Annotated in this window: 15 protein-coding genes; 14 read left to right on the top strand and 1 reads right to left on the bottom strand. The window is 63.7% G+C overall.

The genetic code is table 11. The annotated features are described in order from the left end of the window. The first annotated feature begins 47 nt into the window (after positions 1 to 47). The 10 genes from BKY26_RS18660 (at position 48) to BKY26_RS18620 (ending at position 9,573) form a co-directional block, all read left to right on the top strand. Positions 48 to 593 carry a cytochrome b/b6 domain-containing protein gene (locus BKY26_RS18660; RefSeq protein ID WP_071691888.1) on the top strand — a complete coding sequence of 182 codons (546 nt, stop codon included), beginning with the start codon at positions 48 to 50 and terminating at the stop codon, positions 591 to 593. Beyond that, the gene (locus BKY26_RS18655) at positions 590 to 1,129 is read left to right on the top strand and encodes a helix-turn-helix transcriptional regulator (RefSeq protein WP_071691887.1); all 540 of its coding nucleotides are present in this window, start codon (positions 590 to 592) and stop codon (positions 1,127 to 1,129) included. Before BKY26_RS18660 ends, BKY26_RS18655 begins: the two co-directional genes overlap by 4 nt. Positions 1,130 to 1,229: 100 nt before the next feature. Next, entirely contained in the window at positions 1,230 to 1,847 is a 618-nt protein-coding gene (locus BKY26_RS18650) for an outer membrane protein (RefSeq protein WP_071691886.1), read from the top strand. A gap of 83 nt (positions 1,848 to 1,930) precedes the next feature. Continuing rightward, positions 1,931 to 2,074 (top strand): hypothetical protein, encoded by a 144-nt coding sequence (locus tag BKY26_RS20450; RefSeq protein ID WP_169829071.1) that lies wholly within the window; start codon positions 1,931 to 1,933, stop codon positions 2,072 to 2,074. 124 nt (positions 2,075 to 2,198) lie between these two features. Next, complete coding sequence (gap, locus tag BKY26_RS18645) at positions 2,199 to 3,200, top strand: type I glyceraldehyde-3-phosphate dehydrogenase (RefSeq protein WP_071691885.1); 1,002 nt, start codon at positions 2,199 to 2,201, stop codon at positions 3,198 to 3,200. A gap of 251 nt (positions 3,201 to 3,451) precedes the next feature. Continuing rightward, positions 3,452 to 4,630: a phosphoglycerate kinase gene (locus tag BKY26_RS18640; protein ID WP_071691884.1), complete on the top strand. Its 1,179-nt coding sequence runs from the start codon at positions 3,452 to 3,454 to the stop codon at positions 4,628 to 4,630. A 204-nt stretch (positions 4,631 to 4,834) separates the two neighbouring features. Then, a complete protein-coding gene (locus BKY26_RS18635) occupies positions 4,835 to 5,752 on the top strand; it encodes a DMT family transporter (RefSeq protein ID WP_071691883.1) in 918 nt (305 codons plus the stop codon). Positions 5,753 to 6,118: 366 nt separating this feature from the next. Continuing rightward, the gene (locus BKY26_RS18630) at positions 6,119 to 6,802 is read left to right on the top strand and encodes a DUF1045 domain-containing protein (RefSeq protein WP_071691882.1); all 684 of its coding nucleotides are present in this window, start codon (positions 6,119 to 6,121) and stop codon (positions 6,800 to 6,802) included. A gap of 106 nt (positions 6,803 to 6,908) precedes the next feature. After that, positions 6,909 to 8,549, top strand: a complete 1,641-nt coding sequence (locus tag BKY26_RS18625; RefSeq protein WP_071691881.1) for a hypothetical protein — start codon at positions 6,909 to 6,911, stop codon at positions 8,547 to 8,549. Between the two features lie 130 nt (positions 8,550 to 8,679). Next, entirely contained in the window at positions 8,680 to 9,573 is an 894-nt protein-coding gene (locus BKY26_RS18620) for a fructose bisphosphate aldolase (RefSeq protein WP_071691880.1), read from the top strand. Positions 9,574 to 9,633: 60 nt separating this feature from the next. Here the strand turns inward: BKY26_RS18620 and BKY26_RS18615 are convergent, their stop codons facing one another. After that, a complete protein-coding gene (locus tag BKY26_RS18615) occupies positions 9,634 to 10,122 on the bottom strand; it encodes a bacterioferritin (protein ID WP_071691879.1) in 489 nt (162 codons plus the stop codon). Between the two features lie 234 nt (positions 10,123 to 10,356). Between BKY26_RS18615 and BKY26_RS18610 the strand changes: the two genes are divergently transcribed. From BKY26_RS18610 to BKY26_RS18595, 4 genes are all read left to right on the top strand, one after another. Further along, positions 10,357 to 10,611, top strand: a complete 255-nt coding sequence (locus BKY26_RS18610) for an FtsB family cell division protein (protein ID WP_342715049.1) — start codon at positions 10,357 to 10,359, stop codon at positions 10,609 to 10,611. Between the two features lie 141 nt (positions 10,612 to 10,752). Continuing rightward, positions 10,753 to 11,778, top strand: a complete 1,026-nt coding sequence (gene pdhA / locus BKY26_RS18605) for a pyruvate dehydrogenase (acetyl-transferring) E1 component subunit alpha (protein ID WP_071691877.1) — start codon at positions 10,753 to 10,755, stop codon at positions 11,776 to 11,778. A 19-nt stretch (positions 11,779 to 11,797) separates the two neighbouring features. Next, entirely contained in the window at positions 11,798 to 13,174 is a 1,377-nt protein-coding gene (locus BKY26_RS18600) for a pyruvate dehydrogenase complex E1 component subunit beta (RefSeq protein ID WP_071691876.1), read from the top strand. Between the two features lie 12 nt (positions 13,175 to 13,186). Continuing rightward, positions 13,187 to 14,497, top strand: coding sequence for a pyruvate dehydrogenase complex dihydrolipoamide acetyltransferase (locus tag BKY26_RS18595; RefSeq protein WP_071691875.1), 1,311 nt, complete (start codon positions 13,187 to 13,189; stop codon positions 14,495 to 14,497). Positions 14,498 to 14,574 lie beyond the last annotated feature (77 nt).

The following is a 14,574-nucleotide window of genomic DNA, read 5'->3' as shown; positions in this document are numbered from 1 at the left end:
AGCCAACGGGCTGCCCCCACCTCTTGCCAATCGGAAAGGACGGGCCGATGAGTTCCCGGATCTACAGAGTATGGGACCCCCTGGTGCGGGTCTTTCACTGGTCGCTGGTCATTGCCTTCGCGGCCAATGCGCTTTTCACGGACCCGGAAAGCAATCTGCATGAATGGGTCGGCTACGCCGTCGTTGCCCTGATCGGGCTGCGTATCCTCTGGGGGCTGTTCGGCAGCCGCTATGCCCGGTTCACCAGCTTTCTGCCCTCGGCCAAGGGGGCCATGGACCAGCTGTCGGACATCGCCACGGGCCGCAAGCGGACCCATCTGGGCCACACGCCGCTTGGGGCGCTGATGATCTACAACCTTTTGCTGACGATTCTGGCCATCGGCGCGACCGGCTACATGATGACCACCAATGCCTGGTGGGGCATCGAGTGGGTCGAGGAGCTGCACGAGGTGCTGGTGACCTGGGCCGAAATCTCCATCGTTGCCCATGTGGGCGCGGTGATCTGGGAAAGCCTGCGCACCGGCGTCAATCTGCCCCGCGCGATGGTTTCGGGTGTGAAAACCGTGCCCGAGGGGGTAAAGGTCGATCCATGAAGCGGCCCTATTCGGAACAACCGGCGATCGTGATCGCCCTGATCGCTGCGCAGACCCTCTGCGCGGCCTTCTTTTTGTGGGACGTTATCACCGACGCCATGCGCAACGCAGCCAGTGGACCGGTCGAGCAGATGCTGGTGCTTGAAACTGCTGCCACGCTGGCCCTGATCGCGGGCATCGCTTTCGAGATCCGGGTGCTGATGCGGCTGTTGCAGCGTAAAGCGCATCTGGAACGGCAGGTCAGCCTGGCCGCCCGCGCCTTTCACGACGTGATCGAGGAACGCTTCACGGAATGGTCGCTGACCGCCGCCGAGCGCGACGTGGCCCATTTCAGCGTCAAGGGGCTGTCGATCACCGATATCGCGGGCCTGCGCGGATCGGCGGAAGGTACGGTGAAATCGCAGCTCAACGCCATTTATCGCAAGGCGGGCGTGGGCAATCGCGGCGAGCTTCTGAGCCTTTTGATCGAAGAGATCATGGACCATGACAGCGCCGTGGAAGACGCGGGACAACCGGTCGCGGAAATCTCTGGATAAATGGTTAATTCTATCCTCTACTGCCCTCGGGGATAACGAAGATTCGATCTTCGAGGGGGAGCAGATGATCAGGAAACTCACGTCACACTTGCGCCTTGCGATGACCGGACTGGCGATGCTGGCCGGCACGATGGCCGCCCATGCCGAGGACCGCAGCACAGCCTTCGATTTCTCGGGTGCCTATGCCGGGTTTTCCATGACCTACGCATTCGGCCAGTCCAACTGGACCGACCCGCTTGCCCCCGCAAGTACCGGAGTGTTTGACCTTGCCGGGCGCGGTGGCGGGGCGATTGTCGGGTATAACTGGCGAACGGGGCGGACCTATTTCGGCCTGGCGCTGGACATCACGGTGACCCCTGCGGATGGCACGGGCTATGCTGGCTGCGCCGCGGGCTGTGAAACCACGCTGCAAAGCTATGCGGCCTTGCGCGCACAACTGGGCCAGCGCTTGGGGGACGGGCATTTTTACGGTTTTGCTGGCCTCGCAATGGGCCGTGTCGACCTGGCCCCGGTCGGGTTTGCCCGGCAGGAACGTGATCTGGGCGGCTGGCTGGCCGGGATCGGCTATGAACATCCGCTGCAGGATGGCTGGACCTTCCGGGCAGAGCTGCAATACATGGATTTCGAGGATACGCGCTATACACTGTCCGGCCCGGTGTGGACAGTTTCGGACAATCGGGTGGGTATGGTGCGGCTCGGCCTGACGCGGTATTTCTGACTGCGGAACTGTCGGGCGGGGTTTCGCAGCCGCGCCCGCTTGCCTAGACTGACCGCGATTTCCTAGCAGGGCATTGCACCGACATGACCAACATCATTGCGCTATGGCTGACCGTCCTGATCGTGGCGGTTTTCGCGGCCGACTTTCTCTATTTCGGGTGGGACTTGCATATCGCACTTGGCAGGCAGTTGCTGCGCCTGCTGGACATCGTGGCGTTCTGGCGCTGATCCCCGGCACAGGCTGAAATCCGGCTTCCCTTTCGAGGGAGGATCGGCTACACAGCGGCCATGTTAGCGTTAACATGGCTGTCGGGGCGAGGCTCCGGGCCAGGAGAAAGCGAGAGGATCTGCCATGAGTGTGAAGGTTGCCATCAACGGGTTCGGCCGCATCGGGCGTCTGGTGCTGCGCGCGCTCATCGAAAATGGCCGCAGCGATGTCGAGGTGGTTGCGATCAACGATCTGGGCCCGGTCGAAACCAATGCCCATTTGCTACAATATGACAGCGTCCATGGGCGCTTCCCGTCCGAGGTGACCCATGGCGAGGGCTGGATCGACGCCGGTCGCGGCAAGATCTCCGTGACCGCCATCCGCAACCCCGCCGAACTGCCCTGGGGCGATGTGGATATCGTTCTGGAATGCACCGGCATCTTCAAGGGCGACAAGGCCAAGGTACACCTGGAAAACGGCGCGTCCCGCGTGCTGGTCTCGGCACCGTCCTCAGGCGCGGACAAGACGATTGTCTATGGCGTGAACCACGGCACGCTGACCAGCGCTGATCTGCATGTCTCGAACGCCTCCTGCACAACGAACTGCCTCGCCCCGGTGGTCAAGGTCCTGAATGACGGGATCGGCATTGATCGGGGCTTCATGACCACGATCCACAGCTACACCGGCGACCAGCCGACGCTGGACACGATGCATTCCGACCTCTACCGCGCCCGCGCGGCGGCGATGAGCATGATCCCCACCTCCACCGGCGCCGCCCGCGCCGTGGGTCTGGTTCTGCCGGAACTGGCGGGCAAGCTTGACGGGGTGGCCGTGCGGGTGCCGACGCCGAACGTGTCGGTCGTGGACCTGACCTTTGAGGCCGCTCGCGACACCACGGTCGACGAGATCAACGCGCTGATCCGCGCGGCAGCGGCAGAGGGGCCGCTCAAGGGCATTCTGGGCGTGACCGACAAGCCGCTGGTGTCGATGGATTTCAACCATGACCCGCACAGCTCTACCTTTGCGACGGACCAGACCAAGGTCCTGGAAAACCGCATGTGCCGGATCCTCACCTGGTATGACAATGAATGGGGCTTTTCCTGCCGGATGCTGGATACCGCCGTGGAGATGGGCAAGCATCTGTAAGGGGTTTCGCCGCCTGACGGCGTCGATCCGGGAGCGGCCCTCCTCGGGCCCCTGCGGGGCCGTCGTCGGGCCGCGTTGCCACGGATTGTTGGTAAGCCGCGGTCTGCAGGCATGACCCTCCGCGCCGGTTGAGGGGGTAGATGCCTCCGGCGGGAGTATTTGGACCAAGAAGAAGGGGCAGCGGCATGATGGCGGCTGCCCTTTTGCCTTCGGGATGCTATGAGCGGCGCAACATTTGACAGGAGGATTCCATGGGCTGGAAAACGCTCGATGACATGGAGCTTGCGGGCAAGATCGTGCTGACCCGCGTCGATATCAACGTACCGGTGGAGAATGGCCGGGTGACGGATGCCACCCGGATCGAGCGGATCGTGCCGACGGTGAAGGATATCCTTGCCCATGGCGGCACACCGGTTTTGTTGGCGCATTTCGGGCGGCCCAAGGGCAAAGTTGTGCCGGAGATGAGCCTGCGGATCACCCTGCCCACGCTGGAGGAGAAGCTGGGGCAGTCTGTGGAATTCATCGAGAAGCCGTCGCGCGAGGCGTTGGAGGCGCTGCCTGCTGGCACCGTGGTGCTGGTCGAGAACACCCGCTTCACGCCGATGGAGGAAAAGAACGATCCGATGATGGCGGATTTCCTGGCCTCTCTGGGCGATATCTACTGCAACGATGCGTTTTCGGCGGCGCACCGGGCGCATGCCTCGACGGAAGGTGTGGCGCGGCGTCTGCCCTCCTGCGCGGGGCGTCTGATGGCCGAGGAGCTTTCGGCGCTGGACAAGGCGCTCGGTTCGCCCGCGCGGCCGGTCGCCGCCGTGGTGGGCGGGGCCAAAGTGTCCACCAAGCTCGATCTTCTGGGCAATCTGGTGGAAAAGGTGGATCACCTGGTGATCGGCGGCGGCATGGCCAACACCTTCCTGGCCGCGCAGGGCGTGGACGTGGGCAAATCGCTGGCCGAGCATGAGATGGCCGATACCGCGCGCGAGATCCTCGAGAAGGCAAAGTCCGCGGGCTGCGCCGTTCATCTGCCGGTAGATATTGTCGTGGCCCGGGAGTTTGCCGCCAATGCCGCGAGCGAGACCCTGCCCGCCGATCAATGCCCGGCAGATGCGATGATCCTCGACGCGGGTCCGGCAACTGTCGCGGCGCTGAAAGAGGTGTTCGGTCAGTGCAGGACGCTTATTTGGAACGGCCCGCTTGGTGCCTTCGAGATCGAGCCCTTCGACGCCGCCACCAATGCCGCCGCAGAAGAGGCCGCGCGGCTGACCGCCGAAGGCAAGCTTATTTCGGTGGCCGGTGGCGGCGATACGGTCGCGGCGCTGAACAAGGCGGGGGCTGCGGATCGCTTTACCTATATTTCGACCGCGGGCGGGGCCTTTCTGGAGTGGATGGAGGGCAAGACCCTGCCCGGCGTGGCCGCGCTGGAGGGCTGATCGCCCGATCGTCTGGCAGCCACCCGCCATCGCGGGGCATCGTTGCGGTTCGCTTGCGAAAGCGGACTGCGGCGGGTGATGTCGCGGCCACCGGGAAAAGACTTCGCAAACGGGCCTTCGGATCGGGGATCATGTCGCTTTCGGCGCATACGGGGGCGAGTCAAGCGGTTAGCCTTGCGAAAAGTCACCTCCGACCGGCGCAACATGACAGCTTTGACTTCCCCCAATTCAGCGGCGGGCGCCCACAGGTTCGGCGTGCTCTTCGTGTTTGCGGCCGGGGTTCTATGGTCGACGGTCGGGCTTGGTATCCGCATGATCGAAGACGCGGTCGTCTGGCAGATCCTGTTGTACCGTTCCATCAGCATGACGCTGTTTCTCTACGTGGTCATTCGGCTGCGATCGGGCGAAAGCCCCTTTGCCCAGATCCGCCGCATGGGCGTTGCATCCGTGATTGCCGGGCTGTCGCTGGTCGCGGCCTTTTCCGGGGGCATCTACTCGATCCAGCACACCTCGGTTGCCAATGCGATGCTTCTGTTTGCAACCGCACCCTTCATGGCTGCGGTGCTGGGATGGATCGTGCTGAGAGAACCCGTGCGCATCGCAACATGGATCGCGATTGCCATCGCCATCGGCGGGATCGCCATCATGGTCGCCGACAAGTCCGGCAGCGTCGCGCTGAATGGCAGTCTCGCGGCGCTTGGCTCTGCTTTCGGCTTCGCGGTGTTCACCGTGTCCCTCAGATGGGGACGCACGGGCGAGATGTTGCCATCGGTCTTTCTGTCCGGCCTGTTCGCAATCGTCGTGACAGTCGCGGTCTGCAAACTCTCGGGCCTGCCAATTGTGATCAGCGCGCAGGATGGCGCGGTCTCCATGGGGATGGGGGTGTTTCAGGTCGGCGCGGGGCTGATTCTCTATACGCTCGGGTCGCGCAGCCTGCCTGCCGCGGAACTGGCCCTGCTGTCGCTGGCCGAGGTGCTGCTCGGGCCGTTCTGGGTCTGGCTGTTCCTTGGTGAAACGGCCAGCCTGAACACGCTGCTTGGCGGGGCCGTTCTGCTGGTGGCGATTGCGGGAAATGCACTGTCGGGCAAACGGCGCAAACCGCCGCCCATCACCGCCCCCTGACCGCTTGGGCTGGTGACGGCGCGGATCTCCGGGCCTGATACAGGTTCAGGGGGCTTTCGCTGCAAAGAATTCACCCACAGGCCCGGAGGCCGGGAAAACCTGTCATGTTTCCGTGGCATGTGCCGATGATCTGAAATCGACTCGGTGGCAACACATCATGACGGCATCCAGGACGACAGGTCGGGTATCGGGCCAAGCGGCAGCGATAGCCCCTTGGGTTCACTCCCCTCACCACTCTCTTGTGGCGCGGGGCCTTGTGCCGCTGAAAAGCGGCGGATCGGCAAACCTGCCGCGCCCGCGCATTGGCAAGGATCGGCTCTTCTGTCATCTGAACGGGGCCTCTTCACCGCTGGAAAGGAAAGGCCCATGACCGCCTATCGCCGCTACGGGATCTATGCCGTGCCCCATGGTGCCTTCTACGCCACGGGGGCCGCGTGGCTGGGATGGGACAGCGTGGCAGGATGTACTCTCGCCCCCCCGACGGTCGAGGGCCTTCCCCGTCCGGTGGCAGAGATGACCGCAACGCCCCGCAAATACGGCTTTCACGGCACGGTGAAACCGCCCTTCCGGCTGGCAGACGGCATGAGCGAAACGGCCTTGCGCGATGCCGCGGCGGCGCTGTGCGCCGGCCTTGCACCGGTCGAGATTCCGGCCCTGACCCTGCGCCGCCTTGGCGGGTTCGTCGCGGTTGTGCCAGCAACCCCCGCAGAGGCGCTTGCGCATCTGGCGGCGGAAACCGTAAGGCGGCTCGACAGGTTCCGCGCCGCCCCTTCACAGGCCGAGCTGGACCGGCGCCGCAAATCGGGTCTCTCTGCCCGGCAAGAGGCCAACCTCGTGCAATGGGGCTACCCTTACGTGATGGAAGAGTTCCGCTTTCACATGACGCTGACGGGGCGGCTTGGCGAAGACGCCGACAGGGTGGCCGAACGCCTGCGCAATTTGTTCACGCCGGTTCTGCCGCAACCCTACCGGATTGATGATCTCGCCCTTGTGGGGGAAGACGCGCAAGGCAGGTTCCGCGTGATCCAGCGCTATGCCCTCTCGGGATAGAGCGTCGCGAGCCGCCGGGGTTTCACCCAAACCGGTTGCAAGATGCAGGCCATTTGGGGTTTCCTGTCTGCACCAGTCCCTTTCATTTCCGACCGGAGATATTGCCATGATCCGCCGTTTCCTGCTTTCCGCCACCGCCCTTGTCCCCTTGCTGACCGTCCCCGCCCGCGCCGAGCCTGTCACCCTGCTGGACCTGCTGACGGTCGACCGGCTGGCAAACATGGGCGGCCAGATCGTGATCAATGCGCTGCGCGGCGTGGCCGAGGTGACCTATGCCCATATGGATATCCGCCCGCTGGATGGCCGCATGATCCTGACCGGACTTGAAGTGTCACCCTATGAAGAGCCCGACTGCACGATCACGCTCGATCGCGCGGTGATCACCACCGCGCCGCTGGAGCAGATCGCCTATGGGGCGCTGGATATCGACGTTCTTGGCTTCGAATTGGGCGATGGCTGCCTGAGCGAACGGGACCGTGGCGATCTGGCCGAGATCGGCATCACCGAAATGGTGCTGGACCGGGGACAGATCCGGCTGGAATATGACTATGCCAGTTCCGGCCTGACCCTCGACATTCTGGCTGACACCGCCGGGCTGGCAGAACTGCGCGCCCATGCGGAATTCAGCTATTTCGCGGTCAATTTCGACCGGGAAGAGCCGGTGGCCGATCTGGCCTTTGCCGAAATCGAGGTGACGGATCAGGGCTATTGGTCGATCATCTCACCCGAGATTCCGCCGATGATGCTGCTGCCCGAGGTCATTGTTCCGCAACTGGTGGATGAGCTGCTGCCCCGCTATATGGACCCGGATGAGGCCCCTGCCCCTGCCCCTGCCCCGGCCCCGGAGGCGCCGAGCGATGGCAAAGGGGATGAGGAAAGCCCCGCACCCGCACCGCAGCCCGCGCCTCTCAACAGCCCCGAGGACGAGGCCGCCTTTGCCTTTATCGAGGCCAGCGCCGCCACCTTCGCCCGTTTTGCCGCGAACCCCGGCACCTTGCGGCTTGAATTCGCGCCCGAGGCCCCGGTGCGCCTCAATGAAGACCTGCTCGATGAATTCGGACCTTTCGTTGCCGCCCTCTCGCCGATGCTGTTCACCGACGCGGATCGGCCCGACAGCCGTATCACCGCCGATGAGGCCGCAGAGATTCAGACCTGGATCGACGGCGGCGACGTGGAATTTGGCGACGCGGACCTGATGCGCTATGCCCATGCCTTCCTGACCGGTATCGGCGCACCGCGCGATCCGGGCCTTGCGATGGAACTGCTGACCCCGCTGCTGGAAACCGGCAACCCGGACGCGCTGGATATGGCGCTTGGCACGCTCGACGCGCTCGACCCCGCCTTCGCCTACCGGATCGCCCGCGATGCGGCGGCCCGAGGCGACCGGCTGGCCTTCGCCCATCTCGACCGGCTGGAGGCCGCGATGCCCCTGCTCGACGTGCTGGAACTGCAGGAGGAAGACGGCGGAGACCTGATCCTTTCGGGTGATGAAACGGGGCGCGAGCTGCGGCAGATGGCACAAGCGGCGCTGTCCGGTCTCGGCGCGCCCCGCCGCTATTCCGATGCCTATTTCTACGCGCTGCTGGCTCTGGCTTCCGGCGATGCCGGCGCGGCGCTGATCGTCGACGAACTGGAAGCCATGGGCGACCGGATGCCCGACGCCGACGCGACCCAATGGGCCGAAACGCTGGCTGTCATCCACGACCGGGCCAACACGGTCTGGTTTGCCAGCCCCGCCAGTGAGTGAAACCGGAATGCAGGGGGCGGTCATCGCCCCCTGTTAGCGTAACCAGAATTGAAGCCGCGCCGGGCCTGTCCTATCACCGGGCAGAAAGACGCCCGGGCCCGGGCTTTGACAGATTGCCAAGGATTTCCCCATGCCGAATCAGGACCAGACCGACCTTATCCGCAACGGACAGGGCTTTATCGCCGCGCTCGACCAATCGGGCGGCTCCACGCCCAAGGCGCTGCGGCTTTACGGGGTTGGCGAGGACGCCTACAGCAACGACGCCGAAATGTTCGATCTGGTTCACGCCATGCGCGCCCGGATCGTGCAATCGCCCGCCTTCAACGGCGACCGGGTGGTCGGCGCGATCCTGTTCGAGATGACCATGGACCGGCAGATCGGCGGCAAGCCCTCGGCCCAGTTCCTGTGGGAAGAGTGCGGCGTGGTGCCGTTCCTCAAGGTCGACAAGGGTCTGGCGGCAGAGGAAAACGGCTGCCAGGTGATGAAGCCGATGCCCGATCTCGACGCGCTGCTGGACCGCGCCGTGGCCAATGGCGTCTACGGCACCAAGATGCGGTCGGTCATTTCGGCGGCGAACCCTGCGGGTATCAAGGCCGTGGTGGAGCAACAGTTCGAGGTGGGCAAGCAGATCCTTGCCAAGGGGCTGGTGCCGATCATCGAGCCTGAGGTGACCATCACCATTTCCGACAAGGCGGAAGCCGAAGAGATGCTGCGCGACGTGATCCTCGCCCATCTCGACGCGCTGGCGGATGACCAGATGGTAATGCTGAAACTGACCCTGCCCGAGGTCGACAACCTCTACAAACCGCTGGTCGATCACCCGCGCGTTCTGAAGGTCGTGGCGCTGTCGGGCGGGTACAACCGCGAGGAAGCCAATGACCGCCTGTCGCGTCAGACCGGCATGATCGCGAGCTTCAGCCGCGCCCTGACCGAGGGTCTTTCGGCACAGCAGACGGATGAGCAGTTCAACGCCGTGCTGGACGCGTCCATTCAGTCGATCCGGGATGCGTCTGTCGCGGGCTGATCCGCGCAGGTCAGGTCATCAGGAACCCCCCTCCCCGGTCGGTCCGGGGAGGGGGTTTTGTTACGCTTCAGCGGCGGGGGCGGCCCCCAGATAGGTCTGCATGAAGACCGGTTCGCCAAGCCGCTCCAACAGATCAAGCTGCTGATCGAGCCAGCCCCAATGGCCTTCCTCATCCAGCGCAATCGTTTCGAACAGCACCCGGCTGCCGATATCGTTTGCGGCGCTCGCCTCGGCGGCGGCAGCGGAATAGACCTCGATCGCCTCGGCCTCATCGGCGCGGTCGATCTCGAACATCTCTTTCAGGCTGTTCGCCCGCACCGGCGTTTTCGCAGGCACCATCTCGGGGTCACCGCCCAGAAACAGAATCCGGTCGATGAACTGGCCCGCATGGCCAAGCTCTTCCTGCATTTCCTCGCGCATCGTGGCGGCCAGTTTGCCAAGACCCCAATCCTCCAGCACATGGGCATGCAGCAGGTATTGCTGGGACGCGGCAAGTTCCATCGACAGGGCTTTTTGCAGGGCGGGAAGGCTGGTGGCGTTGCGGGGCATGGGACTGTCCTTTCAAATTCGCTTTCTATTTAGAATGAATCTAAGAAGATGATTGTCAGGTTCAACCACCCTGCCGAAATGACGCAACGTCCGACGCTGCGAATCAGGGGATTCCCTTTTGCGCCGCGATATGCGAGTCTGCCCCTGCAACCGCCCGCGAAATGACGGGTGGAGCGTGAGGCACGGCAGAGTTAAATGCAGAAAAGACGCTCGTTTTCAGGGCTTATCCTGCCCATGGGGCTCCTGTTCATCGGGGCCTATTTCACCTTTGCCGCCGTGCAGGGGGATTACGGGCTGTTCCGCCGCATCCAGATCGAGGCCGAACGCGATGTCTATCAGGCCGAGCTGGACGAACTGCGGGCCGAGACCGCCGAAATGGCGCTGCTGACCGAACGCCTGTCCGACGATTACCTTGACCTCGACCTCCTGGACCAGCAGGCTCGCCAGCGGCTTGGCTACATGCGCCCCGACGAAATCGTCCTGCCCTGATCCTTCCCATGATCCAAACGCATACCGGGGTTTCCCGCGCAAGCTGACGCATGGGAAAATCAATGCGTGATTTTTGCGGACACCTCTGCTAGAAGATAGTTCAACGTTAAACTATTCTGTTGACCGAGAGGAGGGGCTGGCATGGCCGCGCGCAAGAGCACAGCGAAATCTGCCGCAAAACCAAACGTTTCGCCTGAAGAACTGCTGGAATATTACCGCGAGATGTTGCTGATCCGCAGATTCGAGGAAAAGGCCGGCCAGCTTTACGGCATGGGCCTGATTGGCGGTTTCTGCCACCTCTATATCGGTCAGGAAGCGGTCGTCGTCGGGCTGGAAGCGGCCACCAAGGAAGGCGACAAGCGCATCACCTCCTACCGCGACCACGGTCATATGCTGGCCTGCGGCATGGACCCCAAGGGCGTGATGGCCGAGCTCACTGGCCGCGAAGGCGGCTATTCCAAGGGCAAGGGCGGCTCCATGCACATGTTCTCGAAAGAGAAGCATTTCTATGGCGGCCATGGCATCGTCGGTGCTCAGGTGCCGCTTGGCGCCGGTCTCGCCTTCTCGGACAAGTACCGGGGCAATGACAACGTCACCTTCACCTATTTCGGTGACGGCGCGGCGAACCAGGGCCAGGTCTATGAGACGTTCAACATGGCGTCGCTTTGGAAGCTGCCGGTGATTTTCGTCATTGAAAACAACCAATACGCTATGGGCACCGCACAAAACCGCTCCACCTCCACCGCCGATATCTACACCCGTGGCGAGCCCTTCGGCATCCCCGGTGAAACTGTCGACGGCATGGACGTGCTGGCCGTGAAAGCCGCCGGTGAAAAGGCCGTCGCGCACTGCCGCGCGGGCAACGGACCTTACATTCTCGAAGTCAAAACCTACCGCTATCGCGGCCACTCCATGTCGGACCCGGCGAAATACCGGACCCGCGAGGAAGTGCAGAAAATGCGCGAGGAACGCGACGCCATCGACCACGTGCGCCAGTTGCTGCTGACCGGCGGCCATGCCTCCGAAGATGACCTCAAGGCCATCGACAAGGAGATCAAGGCCGTCGTGAACGAGAGCGCCGAATTTGCGAAAGAAAGCCCCGAGCCTGCGCTCGAGGAGCTTTGGACCGACATCTACGCGGCTGAAGTTCCGCAAGAAAACGCCTGATCCGAGGGGGACACACGATATGGCAACTGAAATTCTCATGCCCGCCCTGTCGCCGACCATGGAGGAAGGCACGCTGGCCAAATGGCTGGTCAAGGAAGGCGATACCATCGAATCCGGCATGATCCTGGCCGAGATCGAAACCGACAAGGCCACGATGGAATTCGAAGCCGTGGATGAGGGCGTTATGGGCCCGATCCTGGTGGCCGAAGGCACAGAAGGCGTGAAGGTCAACACGGCCATCGCGGTGCTGCTGGAGGAAGGCGAAGACGCCTCCGCCGCGCCCGCCCCTGCCGCCGCCGCGCCCGAAGCGGCCCCCGCCGCCGAAGAAGCCCCTGCCCCGGCAGCCGCCCCCGCCGCTGCGGCCGCCCCGGTGGTCAGCGTCAATCTCGAACCCGACTACCCGGAAGGCACCGAGATGAAGACCCAGACCGTCCGCGAAGCGCTGCGCGACGGCATGGCTGAAGAAATGCGCCGCGACGACACCGTGTTCCTGATGGGCGAAGAAGTCGCCGAATATCAGGGCGCCTACAAGATCAGCCAGGGCATGCTGGACGAGTTCGGATCGAAGCGCGTCATCGACACGCCGATCACCGAGCACGGCTTTGCCGGCATCGCCACCGGCGCGGCCTTTGGCGGTCTGCGCCCGATCGTCGAATTCATGACCTTCAACTTCGCCATGCAGGCCATCGACCACATCATCAACTCTGCCGCCAAGACGCTCTATATGTCCGGCGGCCAGATGGGCGCGCCCATGGTTTTCCGGGGCCCCAACGGCGCGGCCGCCCGCGTGGGTGCGCAACACAGCCAGGACTACGCCGCCTGGTACGCGCAGATCCCCGGCCTCAAAGTCGTGATGCCCTATTCGGCCTCCGACTACAAAGGCCTGATCAAGACCGCGATCCGCGATCCCAACCCGGTGATTTTCCTGGAAAACGAGATCCTCTATGGCCGCAGCTTCGAGGTGCCGGTGCTGGATGACTACACCGTCCCCTTCGGCAAGGCCCGGATCTGGCGCGAAGGCACGGATGTGACCATCGTCAGCTTCGGCATCGGCATGCAATACGCGCTGGAAGCCGCCGACAAGCTGGCCGAAGAAGGCATCTCGGCAGAGGTCATCGACCTGCGCACCCTGCGCCCGCTCGACTACGGCACGCTGATCGCCTCGGTCCAGAAGACCAACCGCTGCGTGACCGTGGAAGAGGGCTTCCCGGTGGCCTCCATCGGCAACCACCTGTCGGCCTATATCATGGAAAACGCGTTCGATTATCTCGACGCGCCGGTGATCAACTGCACCGGCAAGGACGTGCCCATGCCCTACGCCGCCAACCTCGAAAAACACGCGCTGGTCACGACCGACGAGGTCATCGCCGCCGTGAAACAAGTCACCTACCGGTAAGGAGAGCGAGAGATGCCTACCGAAATTCTGATGCCCGCCCTCTCGCCCACCATGGAAGAAGGCACGCTGGCCAAATGGCTGGTCAAGGAAGGCGATGAGGTCAGCTCGGGCGACCTGCTGGCCGAAATAGAAACCGACAAGGCGACGATGGAATTCGAAGCCGTTGACGAAGGCGTGATCGGCAAGATCCTCGTGGCCGAAGGCACTGAGGGCGTGAAAGTGAACACGCCCATTGCGATGCTGCTGGCCGAGGGCGAAAGCGCCGATGACATCGGCGCAGCCGCTGCTGCACCCGCGGCAGAGACCGCCGCCAAGGAGGCCCCGAAAGCGGCTGAATCCGCCCCGGCCCCCGCTGCAGCCCCGGCCCCGGCAGCGCCTGCCGCTGCTGACGGCACGCGAATCTTCGCGTCGCCGCTGGCCCGCCGGATCGCGGCCCAAAAGGGTCTGAACCTTGCGGATATCACCGGCTCTGGCCCGCATGGCCGCATCGTCAAGGCCGACGTGGAAGCGGCTGAGGCCAAACCCGCCGCTGCGTCTGCACCCGCCGCCGCCGCCCCTGCTGCAGCCCCTGCTGCTGCTGCAGCCCCCGCCGGGCCGTCCGCCGACATGGTCGCCAAGATGTACGAAGGCCGCGAGTACGAGGAAATCAAGCTCGACGGTATGCGCAAGACCATCGCCGCGCGGCTATCCGAGGCCAAGCAGACCATCCCGCATTTCTACCTGCGCCGGGATATCAAGCTCGACGCGCTGCTCAAGTTCCGCTCGCAGCTGAACAAGCAGCTGGAAGCGCGTGGGGTGAAACTGTCTGTGAATGATTTCATCATCAAGGCCGTCGCCAACGCGCTGCAACAGGTCCCCGCCTGCAACGCGGTCTGGGCCGGGGACCGGGTGCTGCAACTGAAACCCTCGGACGTGGCCGTTGCGGTCGCCATCGAGGGCGGGCTCTTCACGCCGGTGCTGAAAGACGCCGACATGAAGTCGCTCTCGGCGCTCTCGAGCGAGATGAAGGACCTTGCCAAGCGCGCCCGCGACCGCAAGCTCGCCCCCGCCGAATATCAGGGTGGCACCTTCGCGATCTCGAACCTCGGCATGTTCGGCATCGACAATTTCGACGCCATCGTGAACCCGCCGCATGCGGGGATCCTTGCCGTGGGCACGGGCGTGAAGAAGCCGGTTGTCGGAGACGACGGGGAGCTGACCGTGGCGACCGTGATGTCGGTCACCATGTCGGTGGATCACCGGGTGATCGACGGGGCACTTGGCGCGGAGCTGCTGAAAGCGATCGTCGAGAACCTGGAAAACCCGCTCACCATGCTGGCGTAAGGCACCGGATCAGAGGATTGCGAAAGGGCGGCCTGATGGTCGCCCTTTTTTCATGGGGATTTCGCCGCCTGCGGCGC

Source organism: Nioella sediminis (assembly GCF_001879695.1).
Classification (GTDB): domain Bacteria; phylum Pseudomonadota; class Alphaproteobacteria; order Rhodobacterales; family Rhodobacteraceae; genus Nioella; species Nioella sediminis.
This window is presented reverse-complemented; position numbering and strand designations above follow the sequence as displayed.